Source organism: Thalassoroseus pseudoceratinae (assembly GCF_011634775.1).
In the GTDB taxonomy this organism is placed as follows: Bacteria; Planctomycetota; Planctomycetia; order Planctomycetales; family Planctomycetaceae; genus Thalassoroseus; species Thalassoroseus pseudoceratinae.
In genome coordinates, this window is record NZ_JAALXT010000003.1 from 468,118 (window position 1) to 486,596 (window position 18,479).

General features: G+C 55.5%; 12 protein-coding genes. 5 read left to right on the forward strand and 7 right to left on the reverse strand.

What is annotated here, in order from left to right; translation table 11 throughout:
• Positions 1-88: 88 nt before the first annotated feature.
• Together ftsH and G6R38_RS11910 are read left to right on the forward strand one after the other, a co-directional pair.
• Positions 89-2,017, forward strand: a complete 1,929-nt coding sequence (gene ftsH / locus G6R38_RS11905) for an ATP-dependent zinc metalloprotease FtsH (protein ID WP_166825048.1) — start codon at positions 89-91, stop codon at positions 2,015-2,017.
• 45 nt (positions 2,018-2,062) lie between these two features.
• A complete protein-coding gene (locus tag G6R38_RS11910) occupies positions 2,063-2,527 on the forward strand; it encodes a DUF5076 domain-containing protein (RefSeq protein WP_206028559.1) in 465 nt (154 codons plus the stop codon).
• Positions 2,528-2,567: 40 nt separating this feature from the next.
• Here G6R38_RS11910 and G6R38_RS11915 read toward each other — a convergent pair whose 3' ends face one another.
• Positions 2,568-4,808 carry a biotin/lipoyl-binding protein gene (locus tag G6R38_RS11915; RefSeq protein WP_166825051.1) on the reverse strand — a complete coding sequence of 747 codons (2,241 nt, stop codon included), beginning with the start codon at positions 4,806-4,808 and terminating at the stop codon, positions 2,568-2,570.
• A 549-nt stretch (positions 4,809-5,357) separates the two neighbouring features.
• Here G6R38_RS11915 and G6R38_RS11920 point away from each other — a divergent pair.
• Both G6R38_RS11920 and G6R38_RS11925 read left to right on the forward strand, forming a co-directional pair.
• On the forward strand, positions 5,358-7,394 hold the full coding sequence (locus tag G6R38_RS11920; RefSeq protein ID WP_166825054.1) for an efflux RND transporter periplasmic adaptor subunit: 2,037 nt from the start codon (positions 5,358-5,360) through the stop codon (positions 7,392-7,394).
• Between the two features lie 132 nt (positions 7,395-7,526).
• Positions 7,527-9,425, forward strand: coding sequence for a preprotein translocase subunit SecA (locus G6R38_RS11925; RefSeq protein ID WP_166825057.1), 1,899 nt, complete (start codon positions 7,527-7,529; stop codon positions 9,423-9,425).
• A 7-nt stretch (positions 9,426-9,432) separates the two neighbouring features.
• On the opposite strand, the gene G6R38_RS11930 is transcribed toward G6R38_RS11925, so the two are convergent.
• The 6 genes from G6R38_RS11930 to G6R38_RS11955 form a co-directional block, all read right to left on the reverse strand.
• Positions 9,433-11,130, reverse strand: a complete 1,698-nt coding sequence (locus tag G6R38_RS11930; RefSeq protein ID WP_166825060.1) for an ArnT family glycosyltransferase — start codon at positions 11,128-11,130, stop codon at positions 9,433-9,435.
• A gap of 73 nt (positions 11,131-11,203) precedes the next feature.
• The gene (locus G6R38_RS11935; RefSeq protein WP_166825063.1) at positions 11,204-12,211 is read right to left on the reverse strand and encodes a glycosyltransferase family 2 protein; all 1,008 of its coding nucleotides are present in this window, start codon (positions 12,209-12,211) and stop codon (positions 11,204-11,206) included.
• A 164-nt stretch (positions 12,212-12,375) separates the two neighbouring features.
• Positions 12,376-13,320, reverse strand: coding sequence for a sugar phosphate isomerase/epimerase family protein (locus tag G6R38_RS11940; RefSeq protein WP_166825066.1), 945 nt, complete (start codon positions 13,318-13,320; stop codon positions 12,376-12,378).
• A gap of 33 nt (positions 13,321-13,353) precedes the next feature.
• Complete coding sequence (gene hisA, locus G6R38_RS11945) at positions 13,354-14,091, reverse strand: 1-(5-phosphoribosyl)-5-[(5-phosphoribosylamino)methylideneamino]imidazole-4-carboxamide isomerase (RefSeq protein ID WP_166825069.1); 738 nt, start codon at positions 14,089-14,091, stop codon at positions 13,354-13,356.
• 102 nt (positions 14,092-14,193) lie between these two features.
• Positions 14,194-15,462 carry an outer membrane protein assembly factor BamB family protein gene (locus tag G6R38_RS11950; protein WP_166825072.1) on the reverse strand — a complete coding sequence of 423 codons (1,269 nt, stop codon included), beginning with the start codon at positions 15,460-15,462 and terminating at the stop codon, positions 14,194-14,196.
• Positions 15,463-15,599: 137 nt separating this feature from the next.
• The gene (locus tag G6R38_RS11955; RefSeq protein ID WP_240928171.1) at positions 15,600-17,144 is read right to left on the reverse strand and encodes a TrkH family potassium uptake protein; all 1,545 of its coding nucleotides are present in this window, start codon (positions 17,142-17,144) and stop codon (positions 15,600-15,602) included.
• Between the two features lie 485 nt (positions 17,145-17,629).
• Between G6R38_RS11955 and G6R38_RS11960 the strand changes: the two genes are divergently transcribed.
• Complete coding sequence (locus tag G6R38_RS11960; protein WP_166825078.1) at positions 17,630-18,403, forward strand: TIGR03000 domain-containing protein; 774 nt, start codon at positions 17,630-17,632, stop codon at positions 18,401-18,403.
• The last annotated feature ends 76 nt before the right edge of the window (positions 18,404-18,479 follow it).

Consider the following 18,479-nt stretch of genomic DNA (forward strand, 5'->3'; position numbering starts at 1 on the left):
GACGCAACAGGTCGGATGGTTTCAATTTGCGTCGCTGGAAACTAAAGTTTCCCAATTGCACCAAAATACTCAAACTTGAGATTTCATAATGTCTGACCCGAAACCGGAACGTCGTCCGGAGCGTTCCCCTCAACGACCCAATCGACGTGAATCCGGTGACGACGCTCCCAAGCCGAGCTTCAGCGGCGGTTGGCTAATTGTGGTGGTTGTCATCGGTTTGCTGATCTACTTCATGTACCAGCAGAACCCGCTGAACTCCGGTGCGAAAGTGCTGTATTCCGAGTTTCTCGACCAATTGGAAGCCAAGAACGTCGAAGAGGTTCAGTTTCACGGCGACGTGATCACCGGGAAGTGGAAGCAGCAAATCAACGGCGAAAAACAGTTCAACACGCCGGTTCCGCTGCCTGCCCTCCAAGATCCCGACTTGCCGAAGAGAATCCGCCGAAGTGGTGCCGTCATCGCAGCGGAACCCGCCGACGGTCAGTTCGGTTCACAGCTGATCCTGTGGCTGATCGGCCCGGTGATGATTATCGCGTTCTTCCTGTTCATCATGAGGCGATCGGCTGACCCCATGGGTGGCGGGATGATGGGCAATTTCATCCGCAGCCAAGCGCGTCGCTTCAATGCATCGGAACAGCGGACCACGTTTGACGATGTGGCCGCCATGCAGCAAGCGAAAATGGAATTGCAGGAGATCGTGGAGTTCCTGAAAAACCCTGCGAAATTCCAGCGGTTGGGGGCACAAATCCCGAAGGGTGTGCTCTTGATGGGGTCACCAGGAACCGGGAAAACGCTTTTGGCCCGTGCGACTGCGGGTGAGGCGGGTGTGCCGTTCTATTCGATCAACGGGTCTGAGTTTATTCAAATGTTCGTTGGTGTCGGTGCGAGCCGCGTGCGAGATCTCTTCCGAACCGCCAAAGACAACGCACCCTGTATCGTCTTCATTGACGAGATCGACGCTGTCGGTCGGGTCCGTGGTGCTGGTGTGGGTGGCGGACATGACGAACGCGAGCAAACGCTCAACCAAATCCTCTCCGAAATGGATGGTTTTACGCCGAGTGAAGCGGTCATCGTCATCGCAGCGACGAACCGGCCAGACGTGCTGGATCCTGCGTTGTTGCGTCCCGGACGTTTCGACCGGCACATCACCATCGACCGGCCCACACGTGAGGGACGGTTCCAGATTCTGAAAATCCACAGCCGAAAAGTTCCGTTGGGCGAAGATGTCGATTTGCAGGAAGTCGCCAACGCCACGATCGGATTTTCGGGTGCGGAACTCAAAAATCTCGTCAATGAAGCCGCGTTGAATGCAGCTCGGACGTCGCGAAGTGCTGTCAATCAGGACGACTTCGACTACGCACGGGATCGTGTGTTGATGGGGCCGAAACGCGAAGAAGTGCTCAGCGATCATGAAAAAGAAATGACCGCCTATCATGAAGCCGGTCACGCATTGCTTGGGTGGTTGCTGCCTGATGCGGATGCCGTCCACAAAGTGACGATCATTCCGCGAGGCCGTGCTCTTGGCGTCACGCAGTTCCTACCGGATGAAGAACGCTACAGCATCGGTGAAAAACGCTTGCGAACGCAACTCATCGTCGCACTTGGCGGACGAGCGGCGGAAAAACTCATCTTCGATGAATACACCGCCGGCGGCGAGAACGACTTGAAACAAGTCACACGGATTGCCCGGCGTATGATCGCGAACTGGGGCATGAGCCAAGCCATCGGTCCGGTGTATTTCAACCAAGGCGAAGAGCATCCGTTCCTTGGTCGTGAAATGCACGAACAACGACATTACAGCGACGAAACGGCTCGTCAAATTGACGAGGAAGTGCAACGCTTCCTGAATGGAGCGTCTGCTCAGGCCATCGAAATTCTGACCGAGCAACGTGAGCATCTCGATAAGATCGCTGAATCGCTACAGGAACACGAAGCGATTGATCGCAAAATGCTCGAAGAAATCTGCGGCAAACCTAATCAATACTCCCTCAATGGCCATGCCACGAAGACGGAGTAGAGTTTTCGCGGTGGGCGTGGGCTAAGGACGTTTGAAATTCCAACCATGCCCACACAAAGCTGTGGGGGCCGTACGGCTCTCGAGAATATCGAAATCGGTTGTGTCGCGGCCTATCGTCTTTGGGCGATGAGGCCGCATGCGACTGTTCTCGGATCAATGGAAAGCGAAGGGTTATTCGACATGCCCCACGAACTTCCAATCCCACCGGCAGCTGAGACTGATCCGCAATCGTTGGAAATGATTCGAGTTTGGTTGGCCGATCGCAAACTTCATTGCGTTTTGAACGTCGGCTTTTGGGAATCGCGTGGACTCGATGAAGCGTCGGCGTGGGGCACGGTGCTGGCGGACGTCGTGCATCACATTGCAAACGCTCACGAAGCGGAATACGGCCGTGACCCTCGCGAGACGATCAACGCGATCGTCGATGCTTTGAAGTCAGAACTGGCTCGCCCAACCTCAAAGCGGCTTGGACAATTCCACGTCGATCGTCAGTCGGATTCCTCCGATTAGACAAACTTGACTCGCCGCTGCCGTGAAACCGCTCCATCGATCACAGTCGGAAGTAGAACGTTTTGCGGACCCATCGCCAGAACCAGTCGGCGGCGGTGCGGCGTTCGACGAGAACTCTCGCTTCACCACGGGTGCCGGCTCGGAGGCTTTCGGTTTGCTCGGCCAATTGCACGGTCGCTTCGTAAGCAATGCTGGTGAGTTGCTCCTCACCATTCTGGCCGCTGACCGTCGGAAGCGGTCCACCGTACTTGTTGGAGAGGGACGGCGGAGCATTCTCCAAGTGTCGATGCGAAATCATCGAAATCTTCCCGTCAAATACCTGCCCTGGCAGGTGATCCAACCGGAACTGCACCGGCAGGTCGACCGAGATGTCTTCCCGCTGTCCTTGATCGACGACTAGCACGGCTTCCATCGTGTCCTTGGGAGCGATGCTAAAGAGGTGGGTCTGAGTTTCGAGCCACACCTTGTCATTCTGCGAGTCCATTGGTGTGCCATGCCACGGCGGAAGTCGGGGGTCGGACGGATCACGTGGCGGCATCGGTTTCCGGGGTGGAGGCACAATGCGACCGTCGATTTTCGCAACAATAGTCAGTTCCGAAACCTGCCGACGCAACTCGCGGATTTCCTTCTCCAAGCTGACCTGCCGTTCGGCGGCTTCGATTTCGCCGGCAGCGTCGTTGGTTTCCAACGCAGTTTCCAGCCGTGCGGTCCACACATGGTGTTCGCTTTCGAGTTCCTGCAAACGGTCACTCAATTCAGGATTCTTCAGAACTGCAAGCACGTCCCCTGGTTTTACGCTGTCACCCGGTTGCACACTGATTTCGGCGACTTGACCGGGCGTCGTCACATAAACATGCCGAACGTCTTCCGGTTGCACGTACATCGGGCTTTCCACGTACCACGGAAACGGCACGCTCAACGCTAGAGTGACTAACACTGCAACCACAAACAGGAAGAAACCCAACCGAAACTTATTCAACGGTTCACTCCTCGGCGTTTTGAAGATTCGGACGGTCCCGGCGATCATCGAGTAGAAGAACGTCGAAAGCGACACGAACGCCATTGTCGCTCCGATACTTTGAAGTCCATACGGTTTGAGAACCGTATACAGAAACATGGCGATCCCGAACACAATCAGCCAGCGGTACAAATACGACGCGACCGAGAACAGCAACAGCCAGCCGCGTCCACTTTCGGGGCGGAAGGGGTCGGGACGGAGTTCGATTCCCAGGCAACACTTTGCGAACGTCTCCCGTAACATGCCGTCGGCTTTTTGACGGAGATTCGGAATCTCTAGCAAGTCGGACAGCATGTAGTAGCCATCGAACCGCATCAACGGATTCGCGTTGAAGATGACCGTGGTAATCGTCGTGACAAAGAACACATTGAGCGCGAGATAGTTCAACAATCCCGGTTGTGTGAACCACCAGACGTAAATCGCCATCGCGGACAGGATGACTTCAATGTACATTCCCGCTCCACCGATGAAGAATCGCGGCCATTTGCTCCGGATCATCCACGAGTCGGTCACATCACAGTACAGACAGGGCGAAAACACCAGCAGCATCACACCCATCTCGTGACATTCCCCCCCGAAATGGTGACATGATAGCCCGTGTCCAAATTCGTGGATGACCTTGGCACATGCCAGCGTCACCCACATCCAAATGAGGTTCGGCCACCCGAAGAACTGCTGAAACTCGGGGAGTTTTCGTTGAAAGGTGTCGAAGTTGATCAGCACCAGCAACCACGCCGATGCGACGAAGACCAGGCACGTCAGCACAACCCAGGGATTGAACAACCAACGAGTGTACGGGTACATCTTGACCAACGTGCGTTCGGGATCCCAGCCCGGTAGCCGCAGATACATGATGTTCCGTAGGGAACTCAGAAGTTTCTTTTTCTTGTTCTTCTTGTCCCGCTTGAGCATCTCGACGCCTTGCCCCGGTCGATCGGACTGGACAAGGTTCTTGGTGTGCAAGTCCTGCACGAGATGCTGAACATCCGCGAGAGACGGACGAACGTGCGGAAATTCCCGGCTCAAACCATGCTTGATGTCTTCCAAACTTCGCACGCCGTCCAGTCGTTCCAAGGCGGCGTACTGTTCGGGACGCAATCGGTGATACTGCAACCCCACCGGGTCTTTGATCACGTAGTGCGGTTCCCCTCGATAGTCGATGCGTTTGACGACCAAATCAGTCCGCCGAATCAGCGGAATCGGTCGACGATCCGAAGGGAGTTGCGACGGGGAAACGGGTTGTGCGGGGGCGACGCTGACCAAAACAATCTCGACTCGAAATATGTTCTTGGAAGATTCGGGCGGATGGTCTCGCTGCAAGCGACAACCAATCGGCCCATCTCAAACCGCAAATGCAGTATCAAAGAATGCCAATGAGGGCACTGCTTGAAACTCGACAGAATTCAAGTTGTGTTGGGAGACAGTCGTTCCCACATCCACATACTATGAGTATAATCGGTATCATCCGGCGAATCGGCAAGGAGTTTGCCGGTTGTTCGTGACCTTTTCACCGAACTCATGGGGCGAACGACGGACGACACTTGGGGTTTGCGACCGAATCGTTGATTGTTTCGGTAAGCTAGGTAAACATTCCCGAGGAGATCGGTTGGTTCGGTTAACAACCATCACAATCCGCTTGTGATCGCCCACTCGAAAATACGATGGAACGTAAAACACCACGATACGAGCCAACAGCGTCTTTTGATTTCAATTGCGGATGCGGACAGACACAGCCGGCAACGGTGTCACTTTTTGCGAGTTGTCCGCCTCGGTTTTACGAATTGATGCTCCAACAGTAATGGATGGTCCCCAGTGAATCAGCCGAATTTGGAAGCCGTTCGCGAGCAGGTTCTCCGTATTGCCCGCCAAATTGAACAGCTTTGCCAATCCGAAATCGCGCCGGACGAGTTTTTTCCGCAGTTCCTGCGTCTCTTGGGTGAAGCGATTGCCGCTGAGGCCGCGGTGTTTTGGCAATTGGACGAGAACCGCCAGATCGGTTTGGCGCACGAAGTCGGTTTGTCCCAAATCGGGCTTTCCGATGCACCGGCGGCACTTACGAACAATCAACGTTTGCTCGCCGACGCATTGGGGACGGGGCAAACGATTTTACTGCATCCCGAGAACCCCATGGGGCGGGAACTGCCGCTGAACAAGCAGATCATTCTGTCGCCGCTGAAGATCGGCCGCGATTGCGTTGGGGTGGTCGAAGTCTTTCAACGAACCGAAACCGCGCCGGGCGCGCGACGTGGTTTCATGCAGTTCGTGGAGCGGATGTGTGCGGCAGCTTCTCAGTATTTGGCTCGTCGTCAGAAAGAGGAAAGCCGACCGGAGACCGACGAAAGTTATCTCGAATCGTTCTCACGGTTTCTCTACGGTTTGCAACGCGGACGGAATTTAAAGGAAACCGCTTCGGTCGCGGCCAGCGACGGACGGATGATCCTCGAAACCGATCGTGTCAGCGTGATTGTTCGCCGGGGTCGCAAGACGGAAGTTCTCGCGGTCAGCGGGCAAGAGCGTGTTCACAAGCGGGCGAACCTCGTTCGGACGATGCGGACACTCGCGGAGAACGTGGTCAAGAGCGGTCAAACGCTCGTGTATACCGGCTCGCAGGCGGAGTGGCCGCCGGAAATCGAGCAGCAATTGGCTCACTTCGTCGAAGAAGGTCGGGCCCGAATGATTTTGATGGTGCCGATCAAAGAGCCACCGCCACTGATCGGCTACAACGACGAAGAGGACCAAGATCAAGTCAAAGACGCCGAGGAAGGCCGCACGTTCGGTTGTCTCGTCGTCGAACAGATGTCGGAAGGTGTCTTGTCACCGCGACTTCGAACTCGCGTGGATCTCGTCGCCGGTCACGTCGCGGCAGCATTGCACGCCGCTCGCTCGCAGGAACGGATTTTCTTGCTGCCGCTTTGGCGACGAATTGGAAGCGTTCGGGAATGGCTCGTCGGTCGGCGATTGGTGAAAACGCTGATTGCGATGGCGATTATCCTGCTGGTGGTTGGCGTGATGGTGTTAGTCCCTTGGGACTATCGTGTGACTGGTGAAGGCCGATTGATGCCGGTCGAGCAACAACACGTCTTCGCTCCCGAAGATGGTGATGTCGAAGAGATCAACGTCAAAGGTGGGCAGCGTGTCAAGAAAGGGCAACTGCTGCTCACACTTCGCAACGATCAACTTGAGTCGGAGTACCTCGCACTCACGCACCAACTCGAACAACAGAAGAAACGCAAAACAACGTTGCTGGGACGTGTCGAGCAGTTTAGCGTTGTGGGCGAAGAATCAATGGCTCAACGCGATGAACTACTCGGCCAACTAGAAGAGACTCGCATTTCCATCGACGACCTCACCGAACGCGTCCAGAAACTTTCAGAGCGTCGCGACCAACTGACCGTGATCGCTCCACGAGACGGCGTGGTGGCAACCTTCCAACTTCAGCAAAAGTTGCGAGGGCGGCCGGTGTCGCGGGGTGAAGTGCTCTTGGAAATCATGAACGATCAAGGCGATTGGCAACTCGAACTCGATGTCTCCGCCGATCGGCTAGGGCACTTGCTCGATGGATACGAACGACTCGATACGAAACAACTCCCCACGGAATACATTCTCGCCACACGGCCGGAATTCACGTACGACGGTGTTGTTGAAGACCTGGGAACCCGTGCGGAAGTTTCCCAAGAAGACGGGCTCATTTTGCCAGTGATTGTCGATATCGATGCCGAAGCGTTGTCCGCTGAGGATCGACGAATCGGCGCCGAAGTCCAGGCCAAGATCAGCACGGGCAATCGCAGCTTGGGCTATTGCCTCTTCGGCGATGTGATTGAGTTCTTCCAACGCACGTTCTGGTTGTAATCGTCGAGCCAATCCCACGGTTGATTGGTCTGGCAAGCGGTGTTTTTCCAATCGATGAGGCGACGCAGCACACCACGTCGTGATCCCCGAATGGGAAGTCGACCGGTGGTGTGATCTTGAGGAGACTTTTCGATGCCCGCAAATCGGGTGCGAATGCTGCGATACTGGCGTGCGGTCGATCAAATCCTCGCCCGTTCCAAGCAGATGCGTGACTGGGGCGACACCAAAATCCGCGAGCGAGCGCTCGAGATCCGCTGGCAAGCACGCGGTGGAACCCCGATGAAAAAGTTGCTCGTCGAGAGCTACGCGTTGGTGCGTGAAGCGTCTCGTCGGGCCACCGGCAAAGAACACTATCCGGTGCAGATTCTTGGTGGCGTCGTGATGTTTCACGGCCACATTGCGGAGATGCAAACCGGGGAAGGGAAAACGCTGACCGCCACCCTGCCGGCGTTCTTACGGGCTTTGCCCGGTCGCGGATGCCATGTCATCACTGTGAACGATTACCTCGCACAACGGGATGCGGAATCGAACGAAGCGGTCTACAAGCTTCTTGGGTTGACGGTCGGTTGTATTCTGACGGAGCAAGAAGACGATGACCGTCGCGAGAACTACAAACGCGATATCACCTACGGCACGGCGAAAGAATTCGGTTTCGACTTTCTCAGAGATCGGCTGAAAATCGGTGGCGGAAACGAGGAGATCGATCGGCATCGTCCGTTCGGAACCCAGGGCGGAACTGGCGAACAGCCCGTCCAACGCGGGCAAGAGTTCGCACTGATTGACGAAGCCGACAGTATTCTGATCGACGAGGCGCGAACGCCGCTGATTATTGGTTTGTCGGTCCCACAGGAAACGAGCACGGTTGAACTGCTGCGTTGGTGTCGTCGAACCGCTCCACGTCTGACTCTCAATCAGGATTTCATTTTTGAACCGGACCGACGCAGCGTTTATCTGACGGACGCCGGTTGTCGCCATGTGGTCTTGATGCCGAAGCCATTGGTTCTCGATGGTGTTGATACCGAGACTATCTACGAACACGTCGAACGGGCGATGACTGCCGAATTGGCCTTCAAACGTGATCGCGATTATGTCATCCAAGAAGACGAAGTCGTTATCGTCGATGAAGGTACCGGTCGTTTGATGGATGGTCGAAAATGGCAGGATGGTTTACACCAGGCCGTCGAGGCGAAGGAACTTTTGCCGATTACGTCCGCAACCGGACAAGCCGCTCGTGTGACCGTGCAAACTTACTTCCGCCGTTATCGGCATTTGGCCGGGATGACTGGGACCGCAGTCCAAGCCCGTCGTGAATTGAAACGCGGCTACAAACTTTCTGTCAGTGTGATTCCTACCCACCGTCCGTGCTTACGAGAGGCATTGCCGAATCGGGTGTTCGCCACGCAGGCGGCGAAATGGCAAGCGATCATGGAGGATATTCGGGGCCTCATTGAGGCGGGACGGGCCATTCTTTGCGGGACTCCTTCTGTTCATGCATCGGAAGCGCTCAGTGCGATTTTGACGGAAAACGGCATTGAACATGAAGTCCTCAACGCGTATCAACACGAACGCGAGGCGGCCATTGTTGGCAAAGCCGGTCAAAAAGGACGCGTCACGATTGCGACAAACATGGCCGGACGTGGAACGGACATCATCCTCGATGAAGACGTGCGGAAGGCGGGCGGTTTGCACGTCATTGCAACGGAGTACCACAGTTCCAAACGGATTGACCGCCAGCTCGTCGGGCGAGCGGCTCGGCAAGGGGACCCGGGTTCATTTCAGTTCTTCTTGTCGCTCGAAGACGAACTTCTGCGGTGTCTGCCGGATGCGAAGGTGAAGGCGTATCGCGAGTCTGCCCGTCCCGACGCCAAGGGCGAAATTGGCGCGACTTGGGTGAAGATGTTTCTACGCACTCAGCGGTTCCTCGAGAAACAACATACCAAGCAGCGGAAAGGGTTGCTCAAAGCCGAGAAGGACCGTCACAAGCGGCATCGAGAAATGGGACTCGACCCGTTCTTAGAGCTAACGGAGTAGTCCGCGGTCAATCCTTGATAAACTCAGCCAGAGTGAGATCCGCCATATGCGGCAATGTGCGTGTACCGGTTTTCGGCCACACGTGCAAATGATTGACCCGGCCGGACTTGTTTAAGTCCTCGATAAACGGTTTCCAACCAATCAGATACTGCCGCTCGCCGGAATCCATGTTGGATACAAATCGTTCGGCGGAATCCTCGCAGTACGCCGGGGTGTCAAGGAAACAGAAAAGCCCTTCGCGATACAGACGATACACGCAGATCGATCGGCCTGGGTCTGCGACCGATTCACAAGTCGCGGCGATTTCTTCCAACGGCGATCGAGGATCTCTCGCCGGCATGACCCAACCGATTTGGATGATCGTGCACACAAAAAGGTTCAGTACTGTCGCAGTCATCGCTTCAGGCACTCGGCCATTTCGGAGGAAGTTGAAACCGACGGTTCCAATCGTCGCGAATGCAATCCCGGTCCACACACCGGCCCAACGGAGTTCGGGTTCTCGCATCCAGAAGACCGATGCCAATGCGATTCCCCCGCACCATGTTGCAACGATCAAACCGCGACACCAAGAGGGACCTAACTGTCTTCGTTGCGTCGCGAAGTCCGCCGTGAGACGGACCAAGCCTCGTGCGGAGAGCAGTGAAATTACTGGCAACGTGGCCATCAAATACTGCTTGTGTTTGTTTGCGGAGAGCGACAACACGACGAACTGCGTGAGCAGCCAAATCCAGAGGAATCGCTCGCGGCGGTCCCGACCAATCCACGCCGACCGCCAACTTTCACGAACGACAAGCAACGCAAACGGTGTCCAAGGCAACGCCATCCAAAGCAGTTTTGGACCGTAGTAATACCAGGTGTCTTGGCCGAGAGTTCCGACCGCTCGTCCGAGCGTTTCCCGTTGCCAAATACGGTGGGCGTCCGGCAATTCTTGCAGGACCAAGTAGGGCCAAATGAGCATTGCCGCCGCCAAGAACGCCCATCCCAACGGGTTGAAGAAGCTCCAGAGTCGACGCCAATTTCGTTCGGCGAGAATCGACATCAACACGACTGGCAGCACCATGCCTAGACCATAATGGAACTTTGCCAGCCATGTGACGGCTAGCATTCCAAAGATGACAGTCCATCGAATGAACGAACGGAGACCGTCTTCGTCTTTGGGTTGTTCAATGACTAGCAGCAGCGTGCCGGTCGTGAGTAGACACAGCAGCATATCAACTTCTGCCTTGCGACCGTAGATGAGCACCCAGATGCTCGTCATCTGCACCAATGCGGCCGCCAAGCCGACCCACCGGGAATACCAGCGGTTTCCCCACCATCCGAGCAAGGCCGCGAGCAACACCGCCGCCAGGGCAGTGGGAAAACGGGCGGTTGCGGCGGAAACGTCACCGCAAACTTGGCCCCAGCTGGCCAAGCACCAGTAGATCAGCGGTGGTTTTTCCAATCGTGGGTAGCCACCGTACATGGGGACGACCCAATCGCCCGTCTCAAGCATTGCACGAGCTGGTGCGACGGCAAAAACTTCGTGCGAGCCGAGAACTCGAAAGTCACCCAGCCGAAAGAAGAACATCAACCCGGCGGCAAAAATGAGACCGAATACCGCGATCCGCTGCCAATATTGTTGGCTCGTTCGGGCGTCTGTTTTGGCAATTGCCGGTGGTTGCAACGGACGTCGCAACGGCAAAACAGAGTCGGCTCCGAACAACATGGTTTGAGCATCCCGCAGTCAGATTTCCAATTCAGTTTTGATTCACAATTGCTTGGACGACGGTCATCGTTGATTACGCGGCTGATCGAACGTTGCGGTTCTCTTCGATGGAAATATGTTGGTCGAAGTTCAACATGTGACGAACGGCATAGGGCTGGCGTCCTCGCACTTCGTAGTACATTCGTGATCCGAGTTCGCCCAGCATTCCGACTGCCAAAAACTGACCGCCGACCATCGTCGAAAATACGGACAGCAATAAGAGCGGATTGCCGGTCATGTCGAATTCGTGGAACATCTTCAGAAAGATCGTCGCTGCGCCGGAGAGTCCACCAAGTGCGAGACACATCAACCCCACGAACCCAAAGAGTTTCATCGGGCTGACGAGGTACTGAATGAAGTACTTCACCGTGATCAGATCGAGCAACACGCGGGTCACACGGGAGATGCCGTACTTGGACTCGCCGAATCGGCGGGCATGGTGCTTCGTGACAACCTCTGCACATTTCGCACCTCGCCAATGCGCGAGAATCGGAATGAAGCGGTGCATTTCGCCGTAGAGTTCAATTTCCTGAGCCACTTCCCGACGAATGGCTTTCAGGGTGCAACCGAGATCATGCACTGGAAAGCCGGTGGTTCGGGAGATCAACCAATTCGCAGCCTTCGATGGGAGCTTCCGATTGACGAGGGCATCCTGACGGTTCTTCCGCCAACCATGCACGAGATCGTAACCCTCCTCGATTTTCGCAATCATCATCGGGATGTCGGTCGGATCGTTTTGCAAATCGCCGTCCAGTGTGACGACGACATCGCAGCTAGCGGCTTGAATGCCAGCACTCATCGCGGCCGATTGCCCAAAGTTCGCTCGCAATTCGATGACTTTGACGTGCGAATCTTTCGCTGCGAGCTCTCGCAACACCGCTTTGGACCCATCTTGCGAGCCATCGTCGACGAGGATCATCTCGTACTCACGATCAAACTTCGTGAGCACATCGTTCAACGCATTGTAGAGCAGCGGTAGGTTTTCCACCTCGTTGTAGATGGGAACTACGACGGAGACGCTGTCAACGCGATCGACATCCATGAACCGAACCTTCTCACTGGCAACGGACACACTATCCGCAAGAATCCCCATTGGAAATGACGCGGACCTTCCGCGCGGAAGTCTTGCAGAAAAAGAAAATCACGTCCAGAGGGGTTTTTCTGGTGGACGATTGCGGTTCGCAAGTCGCAAGGATTCGACGGCGATTACGTGGAAAAGGCCTTACCGACCGCATCCTGCATTTTTCGAAGACCGGTTTGGGCCACCTCGAAGGCGTCCTGTTCCCAATACTTGGGGTTGAACAGTTCCAGCGAAAGCACGCCGTTGAATCCGATCGAATGCATGAGTTGCAGAATGTCCGACAACGGTGCCACGCCATCGCCTGGGAAGACGCGATCACGGTCACCGATTGTCTTTCGAGGCGGCGTTGCGGGGTAATCGTTCATGTGAAAGACATGAACGGCTTCAGGGCCGAGCATCTTCAGACCGGCAAAATCCGAGCCACCTTTGTAGATGTGGTAGACGTCCGGCAGCAGACACGCCGATGGATGTCCGGATTCAATGGCGACAAACACCGACTCGCCCAGTCGCGAGAGAGACTTTGAGAATCCCCACACTTCCACCTGCGGCACGACACCGGTTTGGTCACCCACCTCGCAGAGTTTGCGATAACGTTCGGCGGCGGCGAACAGATCGAGATCGGTTTGCTTGGTTGCTCCTACGGGAGGGGCGGCGATCCGTTTGCCTCCGATCGCTGCGAGCATGTCCATCTCGCGTTTCGCTTGTTCGAGTCCGCGGTTCCGTGTGGCTTCATCGTCCACAATCCACGGTGCAAATCCGATTGCACTTTCGACCGTTAGCTCGGCGTCTTCGATGCGTTTCCGCAAGTCCGTGAGCGAGCCGCCCTCTTTCTGATAGGCGTCGATATCTCGGACCCATGGCTCAATCGCATCGTAACCGGCTTTCGATGCCAACTCGATTTCCTGCACGATTCCGAGTTTCTGACCGCGAATCGTGCTGGTGTTCAAGCAATAGTGAAATGTCGGGGCATTAGTCTTTGATTCTTCAGCGGCTTCGGTGCGTGCAAGCGCTGCCGCAGAGATCACCGCACCAGTTCCAACTAACCATTCTCGACGGGAAAAAGTCGTCATGCGAATCTCATCGGGGGGGACTTCAGAAGCATTCTAGCCAGCAACGGCGACGGCATCCTTAACGGTGAGCGTGCCCTCGTACAGTGATCGGCCGACGATCGCACCGATCAAACCGGGGTGCTTGGCGCTTGCGGCCGCCAATGCTTTGACGTCGTCCACCGTTGTGACACCACCACTGGCGATGATCGGCACGTTCAGCATTGTCAGAGCAATCATGTCCTCAATGGTAGCCGCGTCGATGCCCTGCATCATTCCGTCGTTCGCGATATTTGTATAGATAATCGCGGCCAACGGAAGATCAGAGTACCGACGAGCGAGATCGAATGCGGTGACTTCGCTGACATCGGTCCAACCCGAGACCGCGACCTTGGAATCCCGTGCATCAAGCCCAAGGGCAACGCGACCGGGGAATTTGGTCGTCACCTCGCGGAACCAATCGGGTTTCTTGATCGCCGCCGTTCCGACAATCGCCCGACTCACACCGAGATCGTTGAGTGCGAATTCCAGTGCAGCGTCATCACGCAATCCGCCACCGAGCTGACATGGTACCCCGGCCTCCTGAACAATCTGGCGGATGATTTCGCCATTGACCGATTGACCTTCGCGGGCACCATCCAAGTCGACCAGGTGAAGCGATGCCGCACCTTGATCAACCCACTGACGGGCCATCGCGACGGGGTCCTCACCGAAGACGGTTTCTTGGTTGTAGTCGCCTTGCCTCAATCGCACGCACTTGCCGCCGCGGATGTCGATTGCCGGGTAAATTTCCATACCGATCTCGTTTCGAAGGTACCGCTCGATCGCTTTTCGCAATCGAGCGGTCGCAAATCTGAAATAGTTGATAAGTCGCGCGGGAGCCTTGCAACGATCTGGCTACCGCGATTTGGCTCGAATGTCGTAGCACATCAGGGATTGTTGATCCCGCAAGTACAGTCGGCCTTCATGAATGACCGGATGCGGCCAACTCTTGCCGTGCACAGCGGCGAGTTCAAAACTTCCCTGCAGACGATATTCCTCCGGTGTGGCCTCGATCAACGCCATCACTCCATTTTCATACCGGAAATACAAATTGCCGTCCGCAAAGACCACCGCCGCCGATCCACTTCCGGGACCACGAACGGAATCCCACATGACTTTGCCGGTTTCGAGTTCCAGACACATCGGGAATCCTTTGTTGTGTCCGTGACCGCAGTAGATGTAGTCACCCACGAGGACCATACCGCCATGATGATTCTGAAACGTTTTGGAGTCGAGGAAATACTGTTCTTCCGCTCGCAGTCCGTCCCCATCACGAACAATCTTCAGCAATGCGGCTCCGGTGCCGTAACCGGTGGAGCAAAAGACGTAGTCGTCTTTGACGATCGGCGTGGGAATATTGGCGGTACCGTTGGCGATTTTATTATATGTCCAGAGGACGGCTCCCGTTTCTGCATCGACGGAAATGATGCCCCGTCCGGTGAGTTGCACGTATTGTTTTCTGTCGGCGGCATGGCTGATCACGGGTGACGAATACCCGGCGCCGTCACCGCCGCGGTCGCCAATTCCACCGGCCGCGGATGCGGACCAGATCACACGTCCGGTTTTCTTGTCCAGAGCGGCTAGCTCGGCTCGTGTTGAACCGGGCGTGCAGATAAGCTTATCGCCGTCCAACAATGGCGACTCACTGTAGCCCCAACCGGACATCATTTTACCGCCAAAGTCGTCGCGGAAACTCTTTCGCCAAACAACTTGACCATTCGTAACCCGACAGCAAACCAAGTCGCCTTGCCGACCGAGGGCATAAACCAAACCGGCTTCGGGGTCGACGGTCGGTGTGCAGTTTGGATCGCCGTCACCGACCGGTGTCGCCCAGACTCCGCGTCCGGTTTTCAAATTGAGGCACATCAACTCGGCCGGTCCCTTACGTTTTCCCATTGTGAATAGCAAATCTTTGGAGATCGCGACACTTGAGTAACCGCGCCCAAATTGGTCGATTTGCCAAAGCAGTTTCGGACCGTTGGCTGGCCACTTTGATAGCAGACCCGTTTCCTGGGAGAGTCCGTCACGATTTGGGCCGCGCCAAGTCGTCCAATCTTCCGCACCTGCGGGCAATGCGAATGCGGTCAGAAGTGCGATGCAAAGAATTGGAAGCAACCGGTTCATCGCGCGATCCTTTTCAGGCAGAGAAAACAGCAGACGTGAGCTTTGAAAAGACGTGAATCTACCGAGAAGTATAAACCGACACACTGAGCCCCACAATCGAGTGGCTGTCTCACCCCCATATGATGGGCCGAATTCCCCTAATGGGACCGCCAAAACGTGGGCACAAACAGCACGAGAATCGCGAACAACTCCAGTCGTCCCAACAGCATCAACATGGTCAGCAGGAATTTGCCTTGGGGAGAGAAGTCCGCGTAGTTCGAATGCGGTCCCAGCACACCCAAACCCGGACCGATGTTGTTCAACGAACTCGCGACGGCGGAAGCGCAGTCAATCAACTTGGTCGAGTCGCCGTTCTCTTCCAGGGCAGCCCATTGCGTGTCGGGTTCGATGGCGGCCAACGTCATCCAACTGCTGGCGAACAAGAAGAAGACAATGCTGAAGTAGACCACGACACCATGCCGGAGTGAGTTGTCGACCTTCACGCCGAACACTTTCAGCGGACGAACCACGTGTGGCCGGTATGCCTGCTCGATTTCCAGCCGGATGGTTTGGAAGAACAACATGAATCGAATCACCTTGATGCCGCCACCAGTCGAACCAGAACATCCGCCGACAAACATCAACAACAGCAACAAACCGCGGCTGAAATCGCTCCATTGATTGAAGTCTTCGGTGCCGAAACCGGTGGTGGTCATGATGGAGACCGCCATGAAGCTTGCATGACGGAATGCGATGGCGATACTCGGATAGACCTGAGTCCACACCAGATCAGCCGTCAGGAGCACAGCTGCAACCAGCAGAATGCCAGCATACACGCGGAATTCCGGGTCGCGATAAATCGGGGCCAACCGGCTCAGTCGCCATTTGGTGTCCCTGTCCGCACCGGGAGATCGATGCAACACCAGGTAATACAGTGAAAAGTTTGTCCCGGCGGCAATCATGAACACGCCGATCGTGACTTCGATCAACACGCTGTCGAAATGTCCGATGCTTGCGTTGAATGTGCTAAACCCACCGGTGGCCATTGTTCCGAACGTATGGGCAAGTGCGTCGTAGAGAGACATTCCTTCCAGCAACAGCACAACAGTCAGGATGACGCTGAAACCGACGTAGATTAACCACATCAAGGTCGCGGTTTCTCGCACACGCGGCCGAACGGTCTCGTTGATGGGACCAGGAACTTCCCTCCGCATCAACGCTTTGCCAGCCGCCCCGAGTTGCCCAAGGATCGCTACAAAGAGCACGATGATCCCCATGCCACCAAGCCAGTGCGTAAAGGACCGCCAAAATAGCACGCATCGGGGAATGAGCTTCTGAACATCGGGATTCTCCGCCGTGGGAGCCTCCAAATGGGTCAGGACCGAAGCCCCTGTCGTGGTGAACCCTGAGACCGACTCAAAAAATGCATCGGCCATGTGCATTTGTTCATCCGCAGTTCTCATGGTTCCCGAGAACAGATACGGCAGACCACCAATAATGCCAGCGAGGATCCATCCCAACCCAACGGTGGCGAGTGCCTCTTTTCGAAGAAGTGGGGCGTTGTCTCGTCGCCCGACCAGAAACATGATCAATCCGACAATTAGACCGCAGGCGATCGCGCCGACCAAACCCCAGAATCCGCGAGTTTCAAATTCGGTTGTCTGTCCGCAGATGGGAAATGCCCAAGGGAGGCTGAAGACCATGGAGCCTCCTACCAACATGCAGAGCATCCCCAGCATTCGACAGAGCAACAACCAATTCATGGTACCCGCAACCCTCGTGACGTTCGCATCGTGACCAAACTCATTCGACCGTGAAAGTTTGTGCTGACTCGCAGCGAGATTCTAACCTCAACGGCACTTCCCGCGAACCAACATCTGGGCCGAAATCTCATCGAATTACGAACTTCTTGGTAATAGCCCGAACTCAGATAGAGGGATTTCCGGTTGCAATTTGCCGCCGACCCGGAATTGGCTTCTCGCCTTACTATTTTATCTAGATTCCCTCTTTTTGTTTTGGAAAGATCGTCGTTCACTGGTATACTCTGCCCCGTGGCCACAATCTCCCTAATTGACCCAAAGCACCCAATCGGAACACTGTTCGCAACAGCACACCGTCAGGGGAGAGGGGGAAGGCGACGTTGAGTGTCCAGGATTTGAAAATTGGCAATCTTAAGAAGGAAACAGAAATGACGAGAAAATTGAGTTGGTCGCTTCGCGGTTTTGGAGCTGTTGCAATCGCATTGACAATGCTAGCTCCGTCGAACGTTTTCGCCGGGCATCATGGCGGCTCAAGTGGCGGATCTTCGGGCGGGTCTAGCGGAGGTTCTTCAGGAGGTTCCAGCGGCGGGTATCACGGTGGATCGAGCGGAGGTTCGTCCGGCGGTTATTACGGTTCACATGGTGGATCAAGCGGAGGCTCTTCCGGCGGTTATTATGGTTCGCGTGGCGGATCGAGTGGTGGATATTACGGCGGTTCCACGGGCGGATACTCTGGTTCGCACGGCGGTTCATCCGGTGGATATTACGGTTCGCACGGTGGTTCTGCGGGAAGCTATTCCGCCCCACACAGTGGAAGCCACGGCGGGTCGGCAGGCGGCTCCTACACGACTCCTTCGATCGAATATCATGACGAAGTCATCATCGAAGAACATCATTCTTCGAAAGCGGCTGATGCAGCTGCAACGCTCGTGGTGAAAGTTCCAGAAAACGCTACCGTTTATCTGCAAGATCAGAAGATGAGCCTCACCGGCAAAGAGCGACGGTTCCTCAGCCCGAAACTGGCGGCTTCGCGGAAGTACGTTTACACCGTCAAGGTTGAAGTCGAAAAAGACGGTAAGACCATGACGAAAACCACCAAGGCCAAAGTTCAAGCTGGTCAAACGGTCGAAGTTGCGGTTGACCTCGATCAAGACAACGCTGAACAACTTGTGTCCAACGTTCGAGCCATTGCTCAAAACTAACTACTAAATTGACGGGAACGTCAATCAAAACTCATCACCGGGAGGGGAATCATGGATTCTCCTTCCGGTTTTTCGT